At 64.9% G+C, this 19,297-nt stretch carries 17 protein-coding genes and 1 tRNA gene; 12 read left to right on the top strand and 6 right to left on the bottom strand.

The window, feature by feature from the left end; translation table 11 throughout:
- Positions 1–95: 95 nt before the first annotated feature.
- From HZF05_RS16350 to HZF05_RS16340, 3 genes are all read right to left on the bottom strand, one after another.
- Positions 96–875 (bottom strand): hypothetical protein, encoded by a 780-nt coding sequence (locus tag HZF05_RS16350; protein WP_160362870.1) that lies wholly within the window; start codon positions 873–875, stop codon positions 96–98.
- Positions 872–1,528, bottom strand: a complete 657-nt coding sequence (locus HZF05_RS16345; protein ID WP_160362869.1) for a hypothetical protein — start codon at positions 1,526–1,528, stop codon at positions 872–874. Before HZF05_RS16345 ends, HZF05_RS16350 begins: the two co-directional genes overlap by 4 nt.
- Positions 1,529–1,698: 170 nt before the next feature.
- Positions 1,699–2,280 carry a hypothetical protein gene (locus HZF05_RS16340; protein ID WP_181638900.1) on the bottom strand — a complete coding sequence of 194 codons (582 nt, stop codon included), beginning with the start codon at positions 2,278–2,280 and terminating at the stop codon, positions 1,699–1,701.
- On the opposite strand from HZF05_RS16340, the gene HZF05_RS16335 reads away from it, so the two are divergent.
- The 4 genes from HZF05_RS16335 (at position 2,273) to HZF05_RS16320 (ending at position 5,392) form a co-directional block, all read left to right on the top strand.
- Positions 2,273–3,217 (top strand): 3'-5' exonuclease, encoded by a 945-nt coding sequence (locus HZF05_RS16335; RefSeq protein WP_181638899.1) that lies wholly within the window; start codon positions 2,273–2,275, stop codon positions 3,215–3,217. The genes HZF05_RS16340 and HZF05_RS16335 overlap by 8 nt on opposite strands.
- Positions 3,214–3,429, top strand: a complete 216-nt coding sequence (locus HZF05_RS16330) for a hypothetical protein (protein WP_160362866.1) — start codon at positions 3,214–3,216, stop codon at positions 3,427–3,429. The genes HZF05_RS16335 and HZF05_RS16330 overlap by 4 nt, the downstream gene beginning before the upstream one ends.
- A gap of 1 nt (position 3,430) precedes the next feature.
- Complete coding sequence (locus HZF05_RS16325) at positions 3,431–4,366, top strand: hypothetical protein (RefSeq protein WP_160362865.1); 936 nt, start codon at positions 3,431–3,433, stop codon at positions 4,364–4,366.
- A 105-nt stretch (positions 4,367–4,471) separates the two neighbouring features.
- Positions 4,472–5,392 (top strand): ComEC/Rec2 family competence protein, encoded by a 921-nt coding sequence (locus HZF05_RS16320; protein ID WP_160362864.1) that lies wholly within the window; start codon positions 4,472–4,474, stop codon positions 5,390–5,392.
- Here HZF05_RS16320 and HZF05_RS16315 read toward each other — a convergent pair.
- Together HZF05_RS16315 and HZF05_RS16310 are read right to left on the bottom strand one after the other, a co-directional pair.
- Entirely contained in the window at positions 5,389–6,108 is a 720-nt protein-coding gene (locus HZF05_RS16315; RefSeq protein ID WP_160362863.1) for a hypothetical protein, read from the bottom strand. The two genes, HZF05_RS16320 and HZF05_RS16315, sit on opposite strands and share 4 nt — an antisense overlap.
- 2 nt (positions 6,109–6,110) lie before the next feature.
- Complete coding sequence (locus tag HZF05_RS16310) at positions 6,111–7,211, bottom strand: ComEC/Rec2 family competence protein (protein WP_160362862.1); 1,101 nt, start codon at positions 7,209–7,211, stop codon at positions 6,111–6,113.
- Between the two features lie 571 nt (positions 7,212–7,782).
- Here HZF05_RS16310 and HZF05_RS16305 point away from each other — a divergent pair.
- The 3 genes from HZF05_RS16305 to HZF05_RS16295 all read left to right on the top strand — a co-directional run bounded on the left by HZF05_RS16305 (position 7,783) and on the right by HZF05_RS16295 (position 13,039).
- On the top strand, positions 7,783–11,178 hold the full coding sequence (locus HZF05_RS16305; RefSeq protein WP_160362861.1) for a type ISP restriction/modification enzyme: 3,396 nt from the start codon (positions 7,783–7,785) through the stop codon (positions 11,176–11,178).
- Between the two features lie 68 nt (positions 11,179–11,246).
- On the top strand, positions 11,247–11,924 hold the full coding sequence (locus HZF05_RS16300; RefSeq protein ID WP_160362860.1) for a hypothetical protein: 678 nt from the start codon (positions 11,247–11,249) through the stop codon (positions 11,922–11,924).
- On the top strand, positions 11,921–13,039 hold the full coding sequence (locus tag HZF05_RS16295; RefSeq protein ID WP_160362859.1) for a DUF4062 domain-containing protein: 1,119 nt from the start codon (positions 11,921–11,923) through the stop codon (positions 13,037–13,039). Before HZF05_RS16300 ends, HZF05_RS16295 begins: the two co-directional genes overlap by 4 nt.
- 164 nt (positions 13,040–13,203) lie before the next feature.
- Here the strand turns inward: HZF05_RS16295 and HZF05_RS16290 are convergent.
- A tRNA-Cys gene (locus HZF05_RS16290) sits at positions 13,204–13,277 on the bottom strand.
- Positions 13,278–13,433: 156 nt separating this feature from the next.
- Between HZF05_RS16290 and HZF05_RS16285 the strand changes: the two genes are divergently transcribed.
- From HZF05_RS16285 to HZF05_RS16265, 5 genes are all read left to right on the top strand, one after another.
- Positions 13,434–14,063, top strand: a complete 630-nt coding sequence (locus HZF05_RS16285) for a protein-L-isoaspartate O-methyltransferase family protein (protein WP_160362858.1) — start codon at positions 13,434–13,436, stop codon at positions 14,061–14,063.
- 57 nt (positions 14,064–14,120) lie between these two features.
- Complete coding sequence (locus HZF05_RS16280) at positions 14,121–15,548, top strand: TolC family outer membrane protein (protein WP_246332052.1); 1,428 nt, start codon at positions 14,121–14,123, stop codon at positions 15,546–15,548.
- A gap of 7 nt (positions 15,549–15,555) precedes the next feature.
- Positions 15,556–16,140 (top strand): DUF2497 domain-containing protein, encoded by a 585-nt coding sequence (locus HZF05_RS16275; protein WP_181638898.1) that lies wholly within the window; start codon positions 15,556–15,558, stop codon positions 16,138–16,140.
- Between the two features lie 103 nt (positions 16,141–16,243).
- Positions 16,244–18,874, top strand: a complete 2,631-nt coding sequence (locus HZF05_RS16270; protein ID WP_160362855.1) for a valine--tRNA ligase — start codon at positions 16,244–16,246, stop codon at positions 18,872–18,874.
- The gene (locus tag HZF05_RS16265; RefSeq protein WP_160362854.1) at positions 18,871–19,278 is read left to right on the top strand and encodes a GNAT family acetyltransferase; all 408 of its coding nucleotides are present in this window, start codon (positions 18,871–18,873) and stop codon (positions 19,276–19,278) included. Before HZF05_RS16270 ends, HZF05_RS16265 begins: the two co-directional genes overlap by 4 nt.
- Positions 19,279–19,297 lie beyond the last annotated feature (19 nt).

Here is a 19,297-nt window from a genome sequence, read left to right as displayed (position 1 = left end):
ATTGGATATTTGTGGATGGAAAGAACAGTCCTGCCATCCTGAATCTCATCGGTCGAATCGGGCAAGCAACCTGAAAATCCCGACTCACGCAGCACTCAACTATTCTCGGCCTCGACTTTCGGTGCGGTGACATCCAGCGCCATGAGGGCGATGAGATGTTGGCTTAGTCTTGCCCCGCCATGCCTCCAGGCCATGTTCGACCACACGCCCCACCGATCAAGATGGTCGCAGAGCCAGAGATAGAGTGCATCGCAGGCCTCGACGGTCGGCAGCGACACCGACCAGATCGTGCGGGTGAGCAAGAGGTCGCCCTCATGATCGCGGCGCACCAGCACGATGCAGTGATCCGGCCGCCGCGTGTCGCGGACGAAGGCCGTGTCCATGTCGGCCGCCATCTCCCCGATCGCCGCCATCCGCGACGAGGCGGGGCCGACCACGCGCTCCATGTCGCGCAGCACGGCGATCGCGTCACGGCCGATGGTGTTGCCGGTGATCGCGTGCGGCCGGCTGATCGCGAGCATCCTCATTGCGGCCAGGCCGAGCGCCGTCAGGCGCCAGGTCGGATAGGTGCCGTCGTCGGCATCCTCGGCCAGCTTCTCGACGACGAGCCAGTGCATGTACCAGTCCCGGTAGCCGCGGCAGCCGTCGAACAGGTCGATATCGAGTTCCTCGCCGCGGCGCAGCCCCGGCGCGATCGCCAGCAGCACCGCGAGCAGCTGCTCGAGCATCGTCTCCATCGCATCCGGGCGACCGCCCATCCGCAGCTGGGTGCGCCAGAAGCACTCGCGCACCGAACGGAAGGTCTGGCCATGGGCGTCCTCGAACGTGCCGGCATCGGTGAGCAGAAGCCAATGCCCCCAGGGACGCTCGATCACCGGCCGTCTCCCGCCCGGTCGGGATCGAGGCCGACCGGCGGCACCGATGCGCGGACCGGCAGCGGAAGGCCATTCGCGATCGCGTCGAGCTGCGCGGCGAGAGCCCGACACTCGCCGATCATGTAGTCGATGGTCCGGTATACCTTCGGCCGCGTCAGGGCCTCGTCGCCGCGACGGATTCCGGCAGCTTTCCGAGGCACCAGGTCGTAGGGCTGGTCGGCGCTGAAGCCGAACCACCATCGACGCGCGGCGCCGTGGGCGCGGGCCCTGCCGCGATGCACGACCTCGTCGGGATGGCAGACCGAGCGCTCCTCGGGCCCGTCGTCGCAGGGGCGGCTGTAGTCCAGCCCGCCATGCACGGCGATGTCGAAGCCCGATCCCAGCGCATCGTGATGGAAGCCGTGCAGCGGATGTCCCGGGTCCACGCCGACGAAGCCTTCGAGATGCCCTTCGGTGGCGCGGCGCACGATGCAGCCGAGGCCGGTGTCCGCGTCGTGCCACGTGATCTTGTCCGGCTCGTCACGCCACGGACCGAGGCCATGCGGGTGGATGTCGGGGACGTGGTAGACGCGCTCGATGCCGATTTCGCGGCCCTCGACCTCGCGCACGACGCCGGTCTCGGCGCGCACGGCGGGCATTCGGCTGTTTGCCATGTCGATCTCCTCCAGACGCAGACCGGCATTCCCGCGAACGGGGCTGCGGAGCCCGGCCGGAGGGGTCGGGACGACGGTCTGCTGACGGAGGATGAGAACAGATCGTGAATCGGATGGTTCCAACCATCCTACAAATTGTCATCCTGAAACATTATCGGATGGAGTTGCCTTCAGAGCGCTCCGAGGGCCAGCCGCCACGCCCGGCCGACGTGCTCGACCTCGCCGATGGCCTCCCGCTTGCTCAGCAGCGAGGCCAGAGAGGTGCGGCTGATCGCCGGGCCACCCTCCGAGTCGATCCGGGCCAGGATCGCCTTCGGCTCCATCGGCTGGTCCGCCTGCAGGAGCGCGAAGCGCACCCACTCCCATTGCCCGACGCCGCGATGCTCGGGAGCGTCGCCGAGCCTCGGAAACCGCGGCAACGGGGCGGTATCGGCACCGAGGCCGAGGCGGTCGGCCTCCGCGATCCACGCCTCCAGCTGCGCCTCTCGCTCGGTCAGGAGCGCCTGGATCGCGCGCGTGCGGGCGAGTTCCTCGCGGACCCGCTCCAGCTCGAGTCGCGCGGGAGCTACCGGGTCGAATCTCCTGGGCGGGCTGTCGCTCATGCGACCGTGATGGCGATCGCCGGCGGAAACGTCAAACCTTCCTGAAACGGACTTCGGCATACAATTTTCAGGATGGAGTTGAGTCCTTTTTGTTTCTTGTTTGTTCCCTTGGCCACCGAACCATCCGATAATGGAGTTGGCCGTGATCAAGCCGCAAGACCCTGCGCAGAAACCGGACGGGCTGATCGCCCCCGTGCAAGAAGAACCGATGATCCCGATGGAGGCGATCGCCGCCATCCTCGACCGCACGGGCGACTACCGGGTGCTCCGCCGCCTGGTGCGGACGCCGGCGTTTTCAGGATCGATCCCGGCCGATGCGCTGGTCGGTGCGGTGCTGGACACCGAGACCACGGGGCTGGACCCGCAGACCGCCGAGCCGATCGAGCTCGCGATCGTGCCGTTCGTCTACAAGCCGGACACCGGCGAGGTGCTCGGCACGCTGCCCGCGTTCGAGGCGTTCCGCGAGCCGACCGTGCCGATCCCCGCCCAGATCGTCGAGTTGACCGGCATCACCGCCGACATGGTGGCCGGGCACGCCATCGCCACGGCCGACGTCGAGGCGGCGCTCGACGGGATCTCGGTGCTGTTCGCCCACAATGCCGGGTTCGACCGGATGCTGGTCGAGCGGTTCTGGCCGGTCTTCGCGGACATGCCGTGGATCTGCACGGCCACGCAGATCGCCTGGCCGACGTCGAGCGCGAAGCTCGAGGCGCTCGCGACGTGGGGCGGCTTCTTCCATTCCGGTCATCGCGCCGCCGACGACTGCCATGCGGTGCTCGACCTGCTCCAGCGTCCGCTCGCCGACGGCCGGCCGGCGCTGCTCGCCGGCCTCGAGGCGGGGCGTCGGCCGAGCTGGATCGTCAACGCGTCGAAGGCGCCCTTCGAACGGAAGGACCTGCTCAAGGCGCGGCGCTACCGCTGGCGCGACGGATGGGGGCTGCCGCCCAAGACGTGGTGGCGGGAGGTGCCCGACGACGACCTTCCGGCGGAGCTCGAATGGCTGAATGAAGAAGTCTACGGCTACGAGGCCGACCCGATCTGCCGCCGCATCGACGCCTACAGCCGCTTCTCCAGGAGGGCGGCATGACGTCCACGATCATCATCGCGACGGCGACCGTCATGCTGGCGCTCACCGGCGTGGGCTGCCTCCTGGCCGGGATCGTGCCCCTGGTGATCGGGGCGCGGCGGGACGGCCGCGGCGATCACGACCTCGTGCTCGGGCTCGGGGTGATCTTCGTGCTCATGGACCTGCTGGCTGCCCTCGTCGGCGGCGCGGTTCTGCTGGTCGGGCGGTTCTGACGTGGCGCGCGCGACGCGTGCGAGCCGCTTCGTCCTGCCCGACGTCGACGGCGTGACGGACGGCATGTTCGACATGGCGCGGATTTCGCCGATCGACGATCGGCCGGCAGCCACGGGCGACCTCGAGCTGGACGCGATTGTCGGGCTGCAGGGTCTCGAATCCCGCGACGTCCAGCCGGCGCAGCCCGGTTTCACCCTGTCGACGCCGGCGGGCAGCGTTCCGCTCGGCCTGAACCTCGGCCCGGAGGGCAACCGGATCGTCGAACGCTGCATCGAGACGAACGAGGCACGGAAGGCGTGGCTCCGGATGCTGCGTTGTGTTGGAGCGGATCCGGCCCGTCCCCCGGCCTGGGCGACGACGGTCTCGACGATCGCCGCCGACCTGTGGCGGGCGAGCGGCCGCCGGCTCAGCGAACTCCACATGCACGCCTGGACGCGGGCGCTCCTCGACGAGGATCCCTCCCGTCGCGACGACGGCGACCACGAGCGCCGGATGCGGATGATCAGCGAGTATCACCAGCTGCCGGTGACCGTTCCCGGCCACGAGGCGATCGCTTTCTCCGGTCGGTTGGGCGGCAGCCGCCTGCGCCTCCGGATCGTGACCGATCGCTGGGTGATCGTCGATTCCGCATGGACGATGCTCCAGATCGATGACGTCGAGCTTCCCCCGGACACGGTGCTGGCCTCCAGGATCGGGCGGCCGCTCGGTGAGACCGTCGCGCCGGGATCGATCCCCGTGCTGGCGGGCAGCGATCCCGCCCTGCTCGACATCCGCCACCATGACGGCGGGCTCTATTGCCTGTTCGGCAGCGACGCGGTGCCCATGGCGAAGGCACCGCGCGCGGCGCTGGAGGCAGTTGGACTGGACGAGAGCCTGCCGGCCGATGTCTGCCCGTGGTTCGAGGCTGGGAGGCGCGGCGTCACCAGAACGAAATGAACCACGGGCTTTGGTTCAAAAGCGATGCATCAGCAGTCACCGACTCCATTGAAATGCGCCGTTACCCTCCCGACATGATCGTTAACGGGACAAAGGGGACGCAACATGTCGACGATCAAGAGCTTCGCCGTGGGGAACGGCGACATGTTCTACATCAAACACGATAGCGACAACTTCACCATCATCGACTGCGATCTCTGCGAGGACAATGCGGATGCGATCATCGATGAGCTGAAGGAGGTCTCGAAGGACAAGGGCGTGTCGCGCTTCATCTGCACGCACCCCGACGAGGATCACTTCGGCGGCATCGAGCGCCTCGACGACAAGATGCCCATCGCGAACTTCTACGTCGTCAAGAACCAGGCCATCAAGGACGAGGACACGACTTCCTTCAAACGCTATTGCGCCCTGCGCGATGGCGACAAGGCCTTCTACATCGCCAAGGGATGCAGCCGGCGATGGATGAATCTCGGTAACGAAGAGCGTGGATCATCCGGGATCAGCATCCTCTGGCCGGATCTCGACAACGAGCACTTCAAGGACGCGCTTGCCGCCTGCGATGCAGGCGAAAGCTACAACAACACGTCCGCCGTCGTCCGCTACAGCCTCGAAGGCGGAGCCAGCGTCATGTGGCTGGGCGATCTCGAAACCGACTTCATGGAAAGCATCGTCGACGACATCAAGCTGGAGAAGACGACGATCGTGTTCGCCGCGCACCATGGACGGAAGTCGGGCAAGATCCCCGACAGCTGGCTCGAGAAGCTCGATCCGCAGATCATCGTGATCGGCGAGGCGGAATCTCGCCACCTCCACTACTACACCGGATACGAGAGGATCACGCAGAACCGCGCCGGAGATATCACCTTCGATCTCGAGGGCAGCAAGGTCCACATCTACGTCTCGAACGGAAGCTACAAGAACGAAACCCTTGCCAAGAAGCTGACCGACGAGGGGCAGAGCAAGTTCGACGGGTATTTCGGCAGCCTCGAGGTGGAAACCGAATACACTCTGGAGGAAGCCGCCTAGAGCGTTTCGCAGTGCTTCAGCAGGCGTAGCGCGTACGCCTCTCCGGCATCCTGGACGATCCGTTCGTTGAACCGGAAAATCCATGGCAACAGCATGATCAACGACATCGCCGCCACGGCCGCGATCGCCAGCGTCTGGGTGCCGCGATCCGGCCAACGGGACAGTGCCAGGCCGGCGTCGACCACGAACGAGGTCGCCGCGATCATGCCTCCGGCGAAGCGCAGCCCTACGAGGTTGCGCCAGAAGCCGTAGCTGATGTTCTCATTCTTGAGCATCTCGTCGCTCCGGGTCTGTCCGACGAGCCAGGTGGCCGCGTCGGCATAGCAATCGTCCGCCCTTCGGGGATCTGCCTGCTCCTCGAGTTGCGTCGGCATCTCGAATCCCTTGCCTCGAAGCGCCGCGTGATACCGCTCCGTCGTTCGGGGTGAGAGGATCTCATCCCGATGCCTGAGCAACCGGGTAGATGGCCATCCGAGCCTGGCGACCATGCGCTTCTCGAGACGGCGCCCCGCGAAGCGTGCGTAGCGGGAGATAAGGTAGAGGGCGCCACACGCGATCAGTATCGGAAGGAGGCCTGCGAGCTCATGCCACAGATCAGGCACCCAGACCGCTACCGAAACCAGCGCAGGAAGCATCACGATCAGTGCGGGATAAAGACGCGCGTTTCTGTCGTAGCGGTCGAACCCGAATTTCGGCGAAGTGGTATCGGCGGCCATCCTCAGTCCTCCACCACGTCGAAGAACGGTTCCCCGGGCATCGACGACATTCCGAAACGCATCGGATAGAGGTGCCGGAAGTTGACGCCACCCGCCTTCGTGGTCGCACATGTATAGCCGCGCCGCTTGAAGGCATTGAGGACGACGCGACGCGGATGGTTGGTATCGCCCGGGGCGGCCGACGCGAGCGCCCAACATCCGTTCGTCGCCCCTTCCACATGCAGACGAGGCCCGAGGACGTGATCGAGGATGGCGGGCGACACATTGCGCCTCGATCCGTGATGCGGGATCTGAACGAGATTGGGCTGGAAGAGGGGAAAACCCGACGCCGCGGCGAAGTTGATCGCATCCTCCCAGGCTCCGACGCCCGCATCACCCGTCAGCAGGATGCGCCGGTCCCCGAAATCCCCGAACAGGATGACGCTCGTCTCATTGGTGGGCGACGTGTCGGAGGATCGCGGCGTACCGAGCGTTTCGTGATGCCAGGTCTCGAACACGGACATCACCGCATCGCGTACGGACTGGAAGATGCCGCGCGCCTGCGCTTCGAAGCTTTCCAGCGCCCGGGCGGCCGGCGTGCGGCTCATCTGCGGCACGAGATCCAAATATCGTCCATAGGACGGGGCAAGCACTTGCATGCCATTGATTACCTGCCCTTGGAAGGGTTCGATCACCTTGGCCCCCATAGCCTCGGCCTTTTGGCAAAGCTCATAGGGAACGGCGAAACATTCCTTCAGGTGCGCCTCCAGCCCACCGATGCTCCAGTTGTGCTTGAACGCATCGACGAGTTCGGCCGCGTGAAGCCACGGTTGATGTATCCAGAGCGTGCCGACGTAAAACTCATCGAGGATGCGCCGAAGGCCTGAAACATGGTCTCCGTCCGGGTGGGTCGAGACGACATCGCTGATGTAGCGTGTCGTGCCGAAATTAGCGAGAATATGCTCGACGAGAGCATCCCCGGAATCGAGATTTCCGCCGTCGATAACGATTGTGTTGGCAGCGCCACCCGGCACGCCAATACGCATCGCGATTGCGTCGCCGCTCTTCGATCCCGTGCCTACGGGCAGGAAATCGACCTCGTATCCAAAGCCGGACATCACCATGCGCGGATCCTTCAATCTCTAACGCCGCCGGAACGATTCAATTAAGAATTTGTTCACTAGGTGTTCGCGTCGGTCAAGATGCTCGGAATTCTCTATGGATCCGGACGAGGCATCCCATAGCGTCGCGCTTCCTTCGCAGAATTGTCCGGCGGGCTTAGCGACTGACTTACTGGGGCACGTTAGCCCAGTAGCTGATCGACTTGCGGTTTTCAGGTCTCTTTCCTAAAAACCGGAAAATGAGGGAAGATCGGGATATTCTCAGGATTGCCGGGGAGGCTCTCTACGGACGACAGTGGCAAACCCCACTCTCCCGAGATCTCGGCGTGACCGACCGTACCGTGCGCAACTGGATCGCAGGACACGGACGCCCTGCAGATCTCTCCGTCAGGATCTTGCCTTTACTGCAGGCGCGAGCATTCGAACTCGAACATGCGATCGCGCTCCTGCGCGTACCGGACGGGTCGCACTGAATGCCTCTCCAAGCACGATCCATCTACACGTTTTGGCCGACCGTCGCTGACGTCGGACTTCCGGCTGGGCATGAGGCCGCGCCAGACAATGGGGAACAGGAATGACGCCGACCGTGGCCGCAGTCGAAACCTACCTACGGCGCATGTCGGAAATCCGCAGCACCGGCGGGGCGACGAAGGAAACCTCCTACTACTCGGCGCTCGAAAACCTGCTCAACGAGTTGGGCAAGGCCCTCAAGCCGAACGTCATCTGCAATGGGCAGCTTCGGAATCAAGGTGCGGGGCATCCCGACTTCGGCCTGTATAGCCGGACACAGTGTCAGGACGGAGAGCCGAAGGCTGGTCAGGGTGAGATCCCGGAGCGCGGCGTCATCGAGGTCAAAGCGCTGTCCGACAAGAACTGGCAGACGGCGTACGGGAAGCAGGCGACCAGATATTTCGACCACTATCGCCTTGTCCTCGTCACCAACTATCGGGAGTTCCGCCTCATCGGTGAGGATGAAGCCGGCAAGCCAGTCGAACGCGAGTTCTACGCACTGGCCGACGACGAGGCCGAATTCTGGAGGCTCGCCGCTTCGCCACGCAAGTCAGCCGAGGCGCTAGGGACTTACTTCGGCGACTTCCTCCAGCGTGTCATGATGAACGCGGCGCCGCTCGTCCGCCCAAAGGACGTGGCGTGGTTCCTCGCTTCCTACGCTCGAGACGCCCTTACCACCTTGGGACAACGCGATTCCGCCAATCTCTCGGAATTGCGCGCTGCGCTGGAGATCGCGCTCGGCATCAAGTTTGAGGGCGAGAAGGGCGAACACTTCTTCCTATCGACGCTCGTTCAGACCCTCTTTTACGGCATCTTCTCCGCCTGGGTGATCTGGGCGAAGAAGGGCATCGGCAGGTTTACGTGGCAATCCGCTGCGTACGTCATCACCGTTCCCATGATCCGTATCCTCTTCGAGGAGATCGCCAAGCCGAGCCGGCTCGCTCCTCTCGGCATCACTCACATCCTTGATCGGGCGAGCGACGCTCTCAACCGGGTAGACCGAGAGGCCTTCTTCAAGGACTTCGACGACACCGACGCGGTCCAGCACTTCTACGAGCCGTTCCTGGAGGCCTACGACCCTGAACTCCGGAAGGAGATGGGGGTCTGGTACACGCCCAAGGAGATCGTGCGCTACATGGTCGAACGGGTCGACATGGCCTTGCGTACGGAGCTTGGGATCGAGGACGGCCTGGCAGACGAGAACGTCTACATCCTCGACCCGTGCTGCGGGACGGGTGCATACGTGATCGAGGTGCTGCGCAAGATCAACAGCACGCTCCGGGCGAAGAACGACGATCCGCTCGTCGGCCAGGACGTGAAGTTGGCTGCACAGAAGCGCATCTTCGGGTTCGAGATCATGTCGGCACCCTTCGTGATCGCGCACTGGCAGATCGGCGAACTCCTGGATGGTTTCGACGCACCGATCGATGCGGAGAAGGGAGAACGCCCGGGGATCTATCTGACGAATGCGTTGACCGGTTGGGAGCCTCCCGTTGGCGCGAAGGCCACTTTGTCCATGTTCCCGGAACTCGAACAAGAACGCGACCAGGCGGAACACGTCAAACGAGAGGTTCCGGTTCTCGTCGTCCTCGGCAATCCCCCCTACAACGCGTTCGCGGGGACGAGCCCCGATGAGGAATCCGGGCTGGTCGAACCCTACAAGGATGGCCTCATCTCGGATTGGCGCATCAAGAAATTCAACCTGGACGAGCTCTACGTCCGCTTCCTGCGCGTTGCGGAACGACGGATCCGAACGACCGGGCGTGGTGTGATCAGCTACATCTCGAGCTACTCGTATCTGAGCGATCCCTCGTTCGTCGTCGCCCGCCAAAAGCTTCTGGAAGGCTTCGACGAGATCTGGATCGACTCCCTCAACGGCGACTCTCGGGAAACCGGGAAGAAGACCCCGGATGGGGCGCCTGATCCGTCAATCTTTTCGACATCATACAATCGGGCCGGGATCCGCGTGGGTACTGCGGTCGGCACATTCGTCCGCCGCGGTGATCCATCAGGGAACGCGATCGTCCGCTATCGCGATTTCTGGGGCGCGGGTAAGCGGGAGCAACTTCTTGCCAGTCTTGAGCCAGAATCGAATGAACACCCCTACGAGGCGGCGAACCCCCAGGCCTGGAACCGGCTTTCGTTCCGTCCCCGCGATGTGGGAACCGCATATCTAGCTTGGCCCAAGCTAATCGATTTGGCCGAAGCCGACCCGATCAATGGTCTGATGGAAAAGAGGGCCGGTGCGCTCATCGACATCGAACCGGCCTCTATCGAATCCCGAATGAGGCAATACTTCGATGCCGACTTCGATTGGGATACGCTCAAGAAGCAGGGCCATCCGCTGTTGCGTGACGCGGCCAGATACGATGCCAAGAAGGCCAGATCCAAAATCCTGTCGGCGAATGTCGGCTATTCCGCAGATCAGCTCGTTCGATACGTCGTGCGACCCTTCGACGTGCGCAGTGCCTATTACTCGGAGAACCGGCCGCTCTGGAATGAGCCTCGTCCGGCGCTCTGGAAACAGTTCTCCGGTGGCAACCGCTTTCTGATGTCGAGACCAAGCGGCGTGGCGCAGCCGGAAGGCGTACCGCTCTTCTTCACGCGCTGCCTAGGCGACAACGATGCCCTTCGCGGCCACGCCTACTACATCCCGTTCACTAAGCGTGAACCGGCACAGGGACTCTTGCCAGCGTCATCTGGGCCTAATCTTTCCATCATCGCTCGGACATGGCTCGACGCGATCGGGATGCCGAATCCTGATCATGACGCCCAGTCTGCTGAAGCACCGTGGCTCCATGCGCTCGCGATCGCGTATTCACCGCTCTATCTCGAGGAGAATGCTGCGGGCGTGGCAATCGACTGGCCGCGCCTCCCGCTGCCGAACGCAAGGCAGCAACTCGAGGCCTCGGTCGCCTTGGGAGCAAGTGTGTCCGCTCTGCTCGACGGCGAGGCGCAGGTTCCCGGCGTCACCTCAGGGACGGTCGCTCCGCATCTTCGGCTTCTAGGCAGGATTTCGAATACCAATCTGAAGGTCACCGCCGGTTGGGGCGCAAGGGACTCGAAGGGTAAGATCAATCCCGGACGGGGCCGAACGACCATTCGGGATTGGACTGACGAGGAACGCCATGTCATCCGTGAGGGGCTTCTGGCGCAAGGCATCGAGGAGGACCGTGGTTTCGGCCTGCTTGGACATGCCGTCGACGTTCACCTGAACGACGACACATGCTGGAGCGGCATCCCCGCAGCGGCCTGGGACTATGTGATCGGCGGCTACAACGTCATGAAGAAATGGCTCTCGTATCGAGAGGAGGCGGTCATGGGACGTGCGCTTACAACGAGCGAAGCCCGTGAGATCACCGGAATGGCTCGCCGTCTGACATCCCTTGTACTGCTCACCGACAAGCTAAACTTCAACTATGAGGGCTGTCGTGATGACGCCTACTCGCTTCCTGGGTGAACTGGGCCGGAACATTATGAGCAGGAACACCGTCCTATGCCTATGATCGGTTGAGCCGGGGTCAGGGCATGTCGGAGTTGGACATACACGCATACGCTCGCGGCCTCTATGGGCGCGTGAATGAAATGTGGGGAAAGCACCGCGAGGATCTCTTCGGCGGCGCATGCGGCTTCGATGTCCTCAGCGGACCGCCAGCCTATCGTCCGGCCGTCATGATTATCGGTGCGAATCCGGGCTTCGGTGCTCATGATCATAGGCCAAGTGAAGATACTACATGGCCGGTGACTTCCTACATTTCCGAGGCGCAATGGCCACTGGCTATCAAGATCCGATCGATCTTCGCGGAAGCCGGCAGATCCGACGCACTCGACACCGCCATCCAGACGAATTTTCTCTTCTTCAAAAGCAGCTCGATCAATGCCGGACCTGGGAGCCGTTACCCTTGGAGCGACGTCGCCCCTATGGTGCGCATGAAGCTCGAGCGCTGGTCTGCGGAAGAGATCAAGGATCTGATCCGGGTTCTGGAACCCGCTCTCATAATCGTGTTGGGCACCGCGACGTTCAACGCTCACGCACATCACAGACGCACCGTACTTAGGGATCGCACAGGCAAGCGGGATCTGCTCCTCGAAGGAATTATAGCGGAGCGGCCCGCCATCGGCATACTGCACCCAACAGGCGCCCGGGTTGCCAATGCCGACTGGTCTCGGGTTTCCACTGAACTAGCGGAGAGGCTGACATCATGAAGGTCTTCATCAGCTCTCTCATCTCGGGATTCGAGCCCTATCGCGATGCCGCTCGGCGGGCTGTAGTCGCCCTGCGGAACGAAGCTGTGATGGCTGAGGACTTCGGCGCCCAGCCCAACTCGTCCCAGGTCGCCTGCATGCAGGGCGTGCGCTCGGCGGATGTCGTCGTGCTCATCCTCGGACCCCGGTACGGCTTCGTGCCCGCCGGCTCGACGATCTCCGCCACGCATCAGGAGTATCGCGAGGCGCGGGACAGCCGCCCCGTTCTCGCCTTCATCCAGCAGGGTGTCGATCCCGAGCCGGACCAGAGAGCGTTCATCGACGAGGTTCAGGCATGGGAGGGTGGCCTCTTCCGCGAAGGCTTCAGGACCGTCGAGCAGCTACAGGACGGGATCACCCGCGCTCTCCACGATTACACTCTGGCGAAAGCCGTTGCACCGGTGGACCAGGATCAGCTCATCTCCCAGGCCGCGGCCTTGATCCCGGCAGAGCGCCGCAACCAGAGCTCGGACACCTCTCTCGCGGTCGCGATCGTCGGCGGCCCTGTCCAACGCATTCTCCGTCCCATGCAGATGGAAGACCCCAGGCTCGGTGAGCAACTCGAGCAGACCGCGATCTATGGGGAGAACCGCCTCTTCGACCGCACGAAGGGCAGCGCCGTCAGGCTCGACGGCTCGGACCTCGTCGTCGGCCAGGATCGTGGCGCATCGATCCGCCTCACGGAGCAGGGCGCCATGCTCTTCCTCCTCTCTCTCGAGGACACTGCCTCCCGAGACCGGATGGGCGGCTTCGGCGGCATGATGATCATCGAAGAGGTGGTTCGCGACCGCCTCACTGCTGCTCTCGGGTACGCCGCCGCGACGATCGAACAGATCGACTCCACGCAGCGCCTGACCCATCTGGGCGTGGCGGCTCACATCTCGGGCGGTGAGTACCGGGCATGGAGAACGCGCGCCCAGCAGGCTGCGAGCGGTAATTCGATGCAGATACCGATGGGACAGCAGGAGCGCCGGCCGATCACGATGTGCATTCGCCGGGCGGCACTGCGCTTGGATCGTGCGCCGCTGATTGAGGATATCCTCGTGCCGCTGCGGCGGCAGTTTTCGCAAGGCTGAGGCGCAGTGCTCGGATCGCCCCAGGGAGCTGGCGATTCGGGGTCAAGCCGAGGCTGGGAGCTGATGGAGGCTGGCCGGGATCCGGCCTCCGCGCTATTCAAAATCAGCCTCAAATTGCTGGTTTTGAAAAGATGAGCAGTTTCTGTGGAAAACTGCCAAAAGTCTGGAGGCCCGAGCCGGAATCGAACCGGCGTAAACGGATTTGCAGTCCGGTGCGTAACCACTCCGCCATCGGGCCGCCAGAGCGGCGCCCAATGCGACGGGCGGGCCGTCCTGTCAATGGCCGAGGCGCGCGAGCATCCGATCCTCGTTGCGACGCGGCAAGGGACGTCCTAGAGATCGTTTCGGAAATTACTGTATTGTCAAACTAACACAGTTGTGCGAGGGCTGAAATATGAGCGGACCCGATTTCTCGTCGCTGCGGAGCGCCATGGTGTCGAACCAGCTGCGCACCAACAAGGTGACCGACGCCGCCGTGCTGGCGGCGATGGCCTCGGTGCCGCGCGAGCTCTTCGCGGGCGAGGGGCAGGGCGCGGTCTGCTATCGCGACACGATGGTGCCGTTGGGCGAGGGCCGTGCGCTCAATCCGCCGATCGCGACCGGCCGGCTGCTCGGCGTCGCCCGGCCGCGCTTCGGCGAGAAGGCGCTCGTCGTCGGATCGGCCACCGGCTATGTCGCCGCGCTGCTGGCGGAGATGGGCTGTGCGGTGACCGCGCTCGAGGAATCGCCAGCGCTCGTCGCCCGCGCGCAGGTGGCCACCGTCGAAGGGCCGCTGGCCGCCGGCTGGCCCGAGGCCGCGCCCTACGATCTCATCTATATCGACGGAGCGGTCGAGCGCGTTCCCGACGCGATCGTCGACCAGCTGGCCGAGGGTGGTCGCCTCGTCGGTGCGGTGAACGAGCGGGGCGTCACCCGCCTCGTCATCGGGCGGCGCGCGGCCGGTGGTTTCGGCCTCGATATCTTCGCAGACGTCGAGACCGCGGTGCTGCCCGGCTTCGCGCCGGCGCCGGCTTTCACCTTCTAGGGTCAATCGCAAGGGGGGATGATGGTGCGCGTGAGTGTGAAGGCGGGAGCGGCGTGGATGGCCCTCGCCACTGGGCTGATGCTTCCGCAGGCCGCGAGCGCAACCACCCTGTCGGAGGCGCTGGTCGCCGCCTATCAGGGCAATCCCACGCTCACCGGCGCGCGTGCCCAGCTGCGCGCGACGGACGAGCAGTCCGCGATCGCGCGCGCGCAGGGCCGCCCGACGTTGGGCGTCAGCGCCGGACTGACCCAGGGCGTCGACAATCTCCGCAAGTTCCAGAGCTTCAACCAGCAGGTCACCGCCGGCGCGCAGCTCAGCGTGCCGCTCTATCAGGGCGGGCGCGTGCGCAACGCCGTGAAGGCGGCGGATGCGCGCGTGGATTCGGGGCGCCAGTCGCTGCGGTCGACCGAGGGGCAGGTGTTCGTGCAGGCGGTCACCGCCTATATGGACGTGCTGCGCGATCGTGCGATCGTCGGCCTCAACGAGAATAACGTGAAGGTGCTCCAGACCAATCTGGAGGCGACCAGCGACCAGTTCCAGGCCGGCACGCTGACCCGCACCGACGTGGCGCAGAGCCAGGCGCGCCTGCTCGACGGGCAGGCGCAGCTGACGACCGCGCGATCGAACCTCGTCGCCAGCGAGGAGAATTACCGCCGCATCATCGGCGGCTCGCCGACCGCGCTGGACCAGCCGCCGCCACTCCCCATGCTGCCGGCGAATCCGGATCAGGCGGAGGACACCGCGGTCGCTAACAATCCCGATATCGCCGCCGCCGCAGCCTCGGTGCGCGCGGCGCATATCGATGTCGCGACGGCGCGGGCCAGCCGGATGCCGACCATCTCGGCCCAGGCGAACAACAATTACCTCCGCGATACGCAGGGGGCGAGCAGCATCTACACGAGCGCGCAGAGCCTCGTCGGCGATTCGTCGTCCGTCGGCGTCACGCTCAACCTGCCGCTCTATCAGGGCGGCGGCCCCTCGGCGCAGATCCGGCAGGCGCAGGATTTCGAGCAGGCGGCGATGGAGACGCAGACCGAGACCGAGCGTCAGGTCGTCGCCAACGCGCGCTCGGCCTATTCCAGCTATCAGGCGACTCTGGACGTCATCAAATCGAGCCAGGAGGCGCTGAAGGCCAACACGCTGGCGCTGGAGGGCGTGCAGGCCGAGCAGAGCGCCGGCCTGCGCCAGGTGCTCGACGTGCTCAACGCCGAGCAGGAGAAGCTGAACAGCGAGGTGACGCTGGTGTCCGCCCAGCACGATTCCTACGTCGCGGGCTTCCAGCTGCTCGAGGCGATGGGTCTGGTGAACTACCAGCATCTCGGTCTGGAGGGAGGCGCGCTGTACGATCCGACGGTGAATTACCGCCGTGCCAAGCATGCGATCAGCGACTGGGAGGAGAATCCCAGGCCGCAGCCGATCGCCAAGCCGGTTTACGGCCCGCTGATGGTGCCCGAAAATCCCCCCGTGACACCGGCCGGGAACTGAGCCTAACATGCGGTTCATGGGCCAGCCGAACCAAGAACCGTCGATGGAGGACATCCTCGCCTCCATCAAGCGCATCATCGCCGAGGACAGCGAGGCGGTCGGCGTGCGGCCGGCCAAGCTGCGCCGCGAGGCGATGGCCGCCGTCTCGTCCAGCCCGGTGGTGGCGCCCGTCGAGGAAGCGGAACCCGAGCCGGAAGAGCGCGTAGAGGAACCGGACGCCGAGATCGACACCGCCGAGCCGGTGGCCGAAGCGGAGCCCGAGCCTGTGGTCGAGCAGGCCGCTGAAACCCCCGATGTTCTGGAGCTGACCAGCCCGATGCCCGAAACCGCCACCGCCGAAGCGCCCAAAACATTTGCCCCCGCCAGCGCGCTGGATGGGCTGCTCTCCTCGACCTCGGCCGAGGCCAGCCGCAGCGCCTTCGCCGCGCTGAACCAGTTGCAGGTGCGCAGCGAAGAGGGCAAGTCCAACACGCTCGAAGGGCTGGTGGCGGATCTGCTCAAGCCGATGCTCAAGGAGTATCTGGATCGCGAGCTGCCCGGCATCGTCGAGCGGCTGGTATCGGCCGAGGTAAAGCGGCTCGCCGGCCACTGATCTCTCCGTCGCCCGGCGGAGGCCGGGCTCCACGCTGGAATTCGGTCTCGCTGCGCCGGGCTGCTTGGCTTTTGCCTCGTCCCCCTGCTAGGCGCACCTCGCCATGACCGAGCTTCCCAAGACCTTCGACCCCGCCGCGATCGAATCCCGCTGGTACAGCCATTGGGAGGAGGGCGGCCTGTTTCGCCCCGAGCGGCCGAACGCCGAGCCCTTCACCATCGTCATCCCGCCGCCCAACGTGACGGGATCGCTCCACATCGGCCACGCGCTCGACAACACGCTGCAGGACATCCTCGTCCGCCACGCGCGCCTGAAGGGCAAGGATGCGCTCTGGGTGGTCGGCACCGATCATGCCGGCATCGCGACGCAGATGGTCGTCGAGAGGCAGATGAACGCGCGCCAAGAGAAGCGCACCGACTATTCGCGCGAGCAGTTCGCCGACAAGGTGTGGGAGTGGAAGGCCGAGAGCGGCGGCACCATCACCCGCCAGCTTCGCCGCCTCGGCGCCTCGTGCGACTGGGCGAACGAGCGCTTCACGATGGACGAGGGCTTCTCGAAGGCCGTCATCCACGTCTTCGTGAAGCTGTACGAGCAGGGCCTGCTGTACCGCGACAAGCGCCTCGTGAACTGGGATCCAGGCCTCAAGACCGCCATCTCCGATCTCGAGGTCGAGACCAAGGAGGTCGCCGGCAAATTCTGGCACCTGCGCTATCCGCTGGAGGATGGATCGGGCTTCATCGCGGTCGCCACCACGCGGCCCGAGACGATGCTCGCCGACATGGCGGTCGCCGTCCACCCGACCGACGAGCGCTATACGGCGCTGATCGGCAAGAAGGTGCGCCTTCCGATCACCGGCCGCCTGATCCCGATCGTCGCCGACGAGCATGCCGACCCGGAGCTGGGATCGGGCGCGGTGAAGATCACGCCGGGCCACGACTTCAACGATTTCGAGGTGGGCAAGCGCGCGGGCTTCGTCGCGTCCGAAATGCTCAACATGCTTGATGCCGAGGCGCGGGTGATCCAGACCGCCGACGGGCTGATCCCCGCCGACCTGCTCGGCCTCGATCGCTTCGAGGCACGCCGCTTGATTGTCGAGCGGCTGGAGGCGGATGGCACGCTGACCGACGTCGAGGACCGCACCATCGCGACGCCGTTCGGCGACCGCTCCGGCGTGGTGATCGAGCCGTGGCTGACCGATCAATGGTATGTCGACGCCAAGACGCTCGCCGCCGGCCCGATCGAGGCGGTGCGCGACGGCCGGATCAAGGTCGTCCCCGAGACGTGGAGCAAGACGTGGTTCAACTGGCTGGAGAATATCCAGCCCTGGTGCGTCTCGCGCCAGCTCTGGTGGGGCCACCGCATCCCGGCCTGGTATGACGAGGACGGCAACGTCTATGTCGCCGCCACCGAGGCGGAGGCCAAGGACAAGGCCGGCCCGCAACGCGCTCTGACCCGCGACGAGGACGTGCTCGACACCTGGTTCTCGTCCGCATTGTGGCCGTTCGGCACGCTCGGCTGGCCGGACGTCGATCCGCGCGAGCTCGGCCGCTATCCGAACGACATCCTCATCTCCGGCTTCGACATCCTGTTCTTCTGGGATGCGCGCATGGCGATGCAGGGCATGCACTTCCTGGCAGATGTGCCGTTCAAGACCCTGTATCTGCACGGTTTGGTGCGGGATGCCACCGGCGCCAAGATGTCGAAATCCAAGGGCAACACGGTCGATCCGCTGGGCCTGATCGATCGCTACGGCGCCGACGCGCTGCGCTTCACGCTGGCGGCGATGGAGAGCCAGGGTCGCGACATCAAGCTCAACGAGCAGCGGGTCGAGGGCTATCGCAACTTCGCTACGAAGCTTTGGAACGCCGCGCGTTTCCTGCAGGCGAACGGGGTGGGGCCGTCGACCAGTCTCGAGGCGCCTTCGGCGGAAGCACCGGTAAACCGCTGGATCATCGCCGAAACCATCCAGACCGTGCAGGCGCTCGATCTCGCTCTGGCCGACCTGCGCTTCGACGAGGCGGCGAACACGATCTACCAGTTCGTCTGGTCGCGTTTCTGCGACTGGTACATCGAGCTGACCAAAGGGCAGGTGGACGAGGAGACGAAGCTCGTCGCTGGCTGGGCGTTCGACCAGATCCTCGTGATGCTCCACCCCTTCATGCCCTTCATCACCGAGGAGCTGTGGCATTCGGGCGGCCGCGATAGCGACATCATCACCGCGCGCTGGCCGCAGGCGGACGCGAAGTCGCTCGATCCCGAGGCGGCGAGGGAGATCGACTGGCTGATCCGGCTGGTAAGCGAGATCCGCGCCGCCCGCGCCGAGCTCAACGTCCCGCCGGGAGCTATGTTGGAGGTTTCGACCTGGGAGGCCGGCGATACTACGCTTAAGCGGCTTTCGAACCATCTGGGAACGCTTCGCCGTCTGGCTAAAGTACATGGCTTTTACACGCTGTTGGACCTCCGGAACGTCGGGGCTTCGGCCCAGATTGTGGTCGATGAGGCGACGTTTATCCTTCACCTCGAAGGCGTGATCGACATCGAAGCCGAGCGCGCCCGTCTCGACAAGGGCAAGGCGGCGGCGGAGAAGGAGCGCGACGGCCTCGCCGGCCGCCTCTCCAACCCGAGCTTCGTCGAGCGCGCCAAGCCCGAAGCGGTCGAGAAGGCCCGCGCCGATTACGCCGAGAAGGCCGCCGAGGCCGAGCGGCTGGGCGCGGCGCTGACGCGGCTGGGGTGATCGCCCATCTCCACCCCGACGAAGCTCCTGCCGCCATCGCGCTCTGGCAGGCGGCGGGCCTCGTCCAGCTGTGGAACGACCCGCAAGCGGATATCGCCGCCGCGCTGAATTGCCCCACCGCGACCATCCTGGCCGCGCATGACGAGGCGGGCGCGCTCACCGGCACCGTCATGGCGGGATATGACGGTCATCGCGGCTGGCTCTATTACGTCGCCTCCGATCCGGCCCGGCGCGGGGAGGGGATCGGCGCGGCGCTGATGAAGGCCGCTGAGGATTGGCTGCACGCCCAGGGCGCGCGCGTCGTCCGCCTCATGGTCCGCGCCGAGAACGAGCACGTCGCTGCCTTCTACGACGGCCTCGGCTACGGGCGCGGCGATTTCCTGGTGTTCGGCAAGCGGCTCTGAGGTCGCTTCACCAATAGGA

Source organism: Sphingomonas chungangi, from assembly GCF_013778325.1.
Taxonomy (GTDB): Bacteria; Pseudomonadota; Alphaproteobacteria; order Sphingomonadales; family Sphingomonadaceae; genus Solisphingomonas; species Solisphingomonas chungangi.
Note: the sequence above shows the minus strand (reverse complement) of the source record. Positions and strands in the feature narration are given on the sequence as shown.

Coding starts and splice junctions, on each gene's coding strand:
- HZF05_RS16330 (WP_160362866.1), top strand. CDS start 3,214: ATGACGTCCACGATCATCATCGCGACGGCGACCGTCATGCTGGCGCTC.
- HZF05_RS16275 (WP_181638898.1), top strand. CDS start 15,556: ATGCGGTTCATGGGCCAGCCGAACCAAGAACCGTCGATGGAGGACATC.
- HZF05_RS16270 (WP_160362855.1), top strand. CDS start 16,244: ATGACCGAGCTTCCCAAGACCTTCGACCCCGCCGCGATCGAATCCCGC.
- HZF05_RS16345 (WP_160362869.1), bottom strand. CDS start 1,528: ATGGCAAACAGCCGAATGCCCGCCGTGCGCGCCGAGACCGGCGTCGTG.
- HZF05_RS16280 (WP_246332052.1), top strand. CDS start 14,121: ATGGCCCTCGCCACTGGGCTGATGCTTCCGCAGGCCGCGAGCGCAACC.
- HZF05_RS16320 (WP_160362864.1), top strand. CDS start 4,472: ATGTCGACGATCAAGAGCTTCGCCGTGGGGAACGGCGACATGTTCTAC.
- HZF05_RS16315 (WP_160362863.1), bottom strand. CDS start 6,108: ATGGCCGCCGATACCACTTCGCCGAAATTCGGGTTCGACCGCTACGAC.
- HZF05_RS16305 (WP_160362861.1), top strand. CDS start 7,783: ATGACGCCGACCGTGGCCGCAGTCGAAACCTACCTACGGCGCATGTCG.
- HZF05_RS16295 (WP_160362859.1), top strand. CDS start 11,921: ATGAAGGTCTTCATCAGCTCTCTCATCTCGGGATTCGAGCCCTATCGC.
- HZF05_RS16300 (WP_160362860.1), top strand. CDS start 11,247: ATGTCGGAGTTGGACATACACGCATACGCTCGCGGCCTCTATGGGCGC.
- HZF05_RS16285 (WP_160362858.1), top strand. CDS start 13,434: ATGAGCGGACCCGATTTCTCGTCGCTGCGGAGCGCCATGGTGTCGAAC.
- HZF05_RS16310 (WP_160362862.1), bottom strand. CDS start 7,211: ATGGTGATGTCCGGCTTTGGATACGAGGTCGATTTCCTGCCCGTAGGC.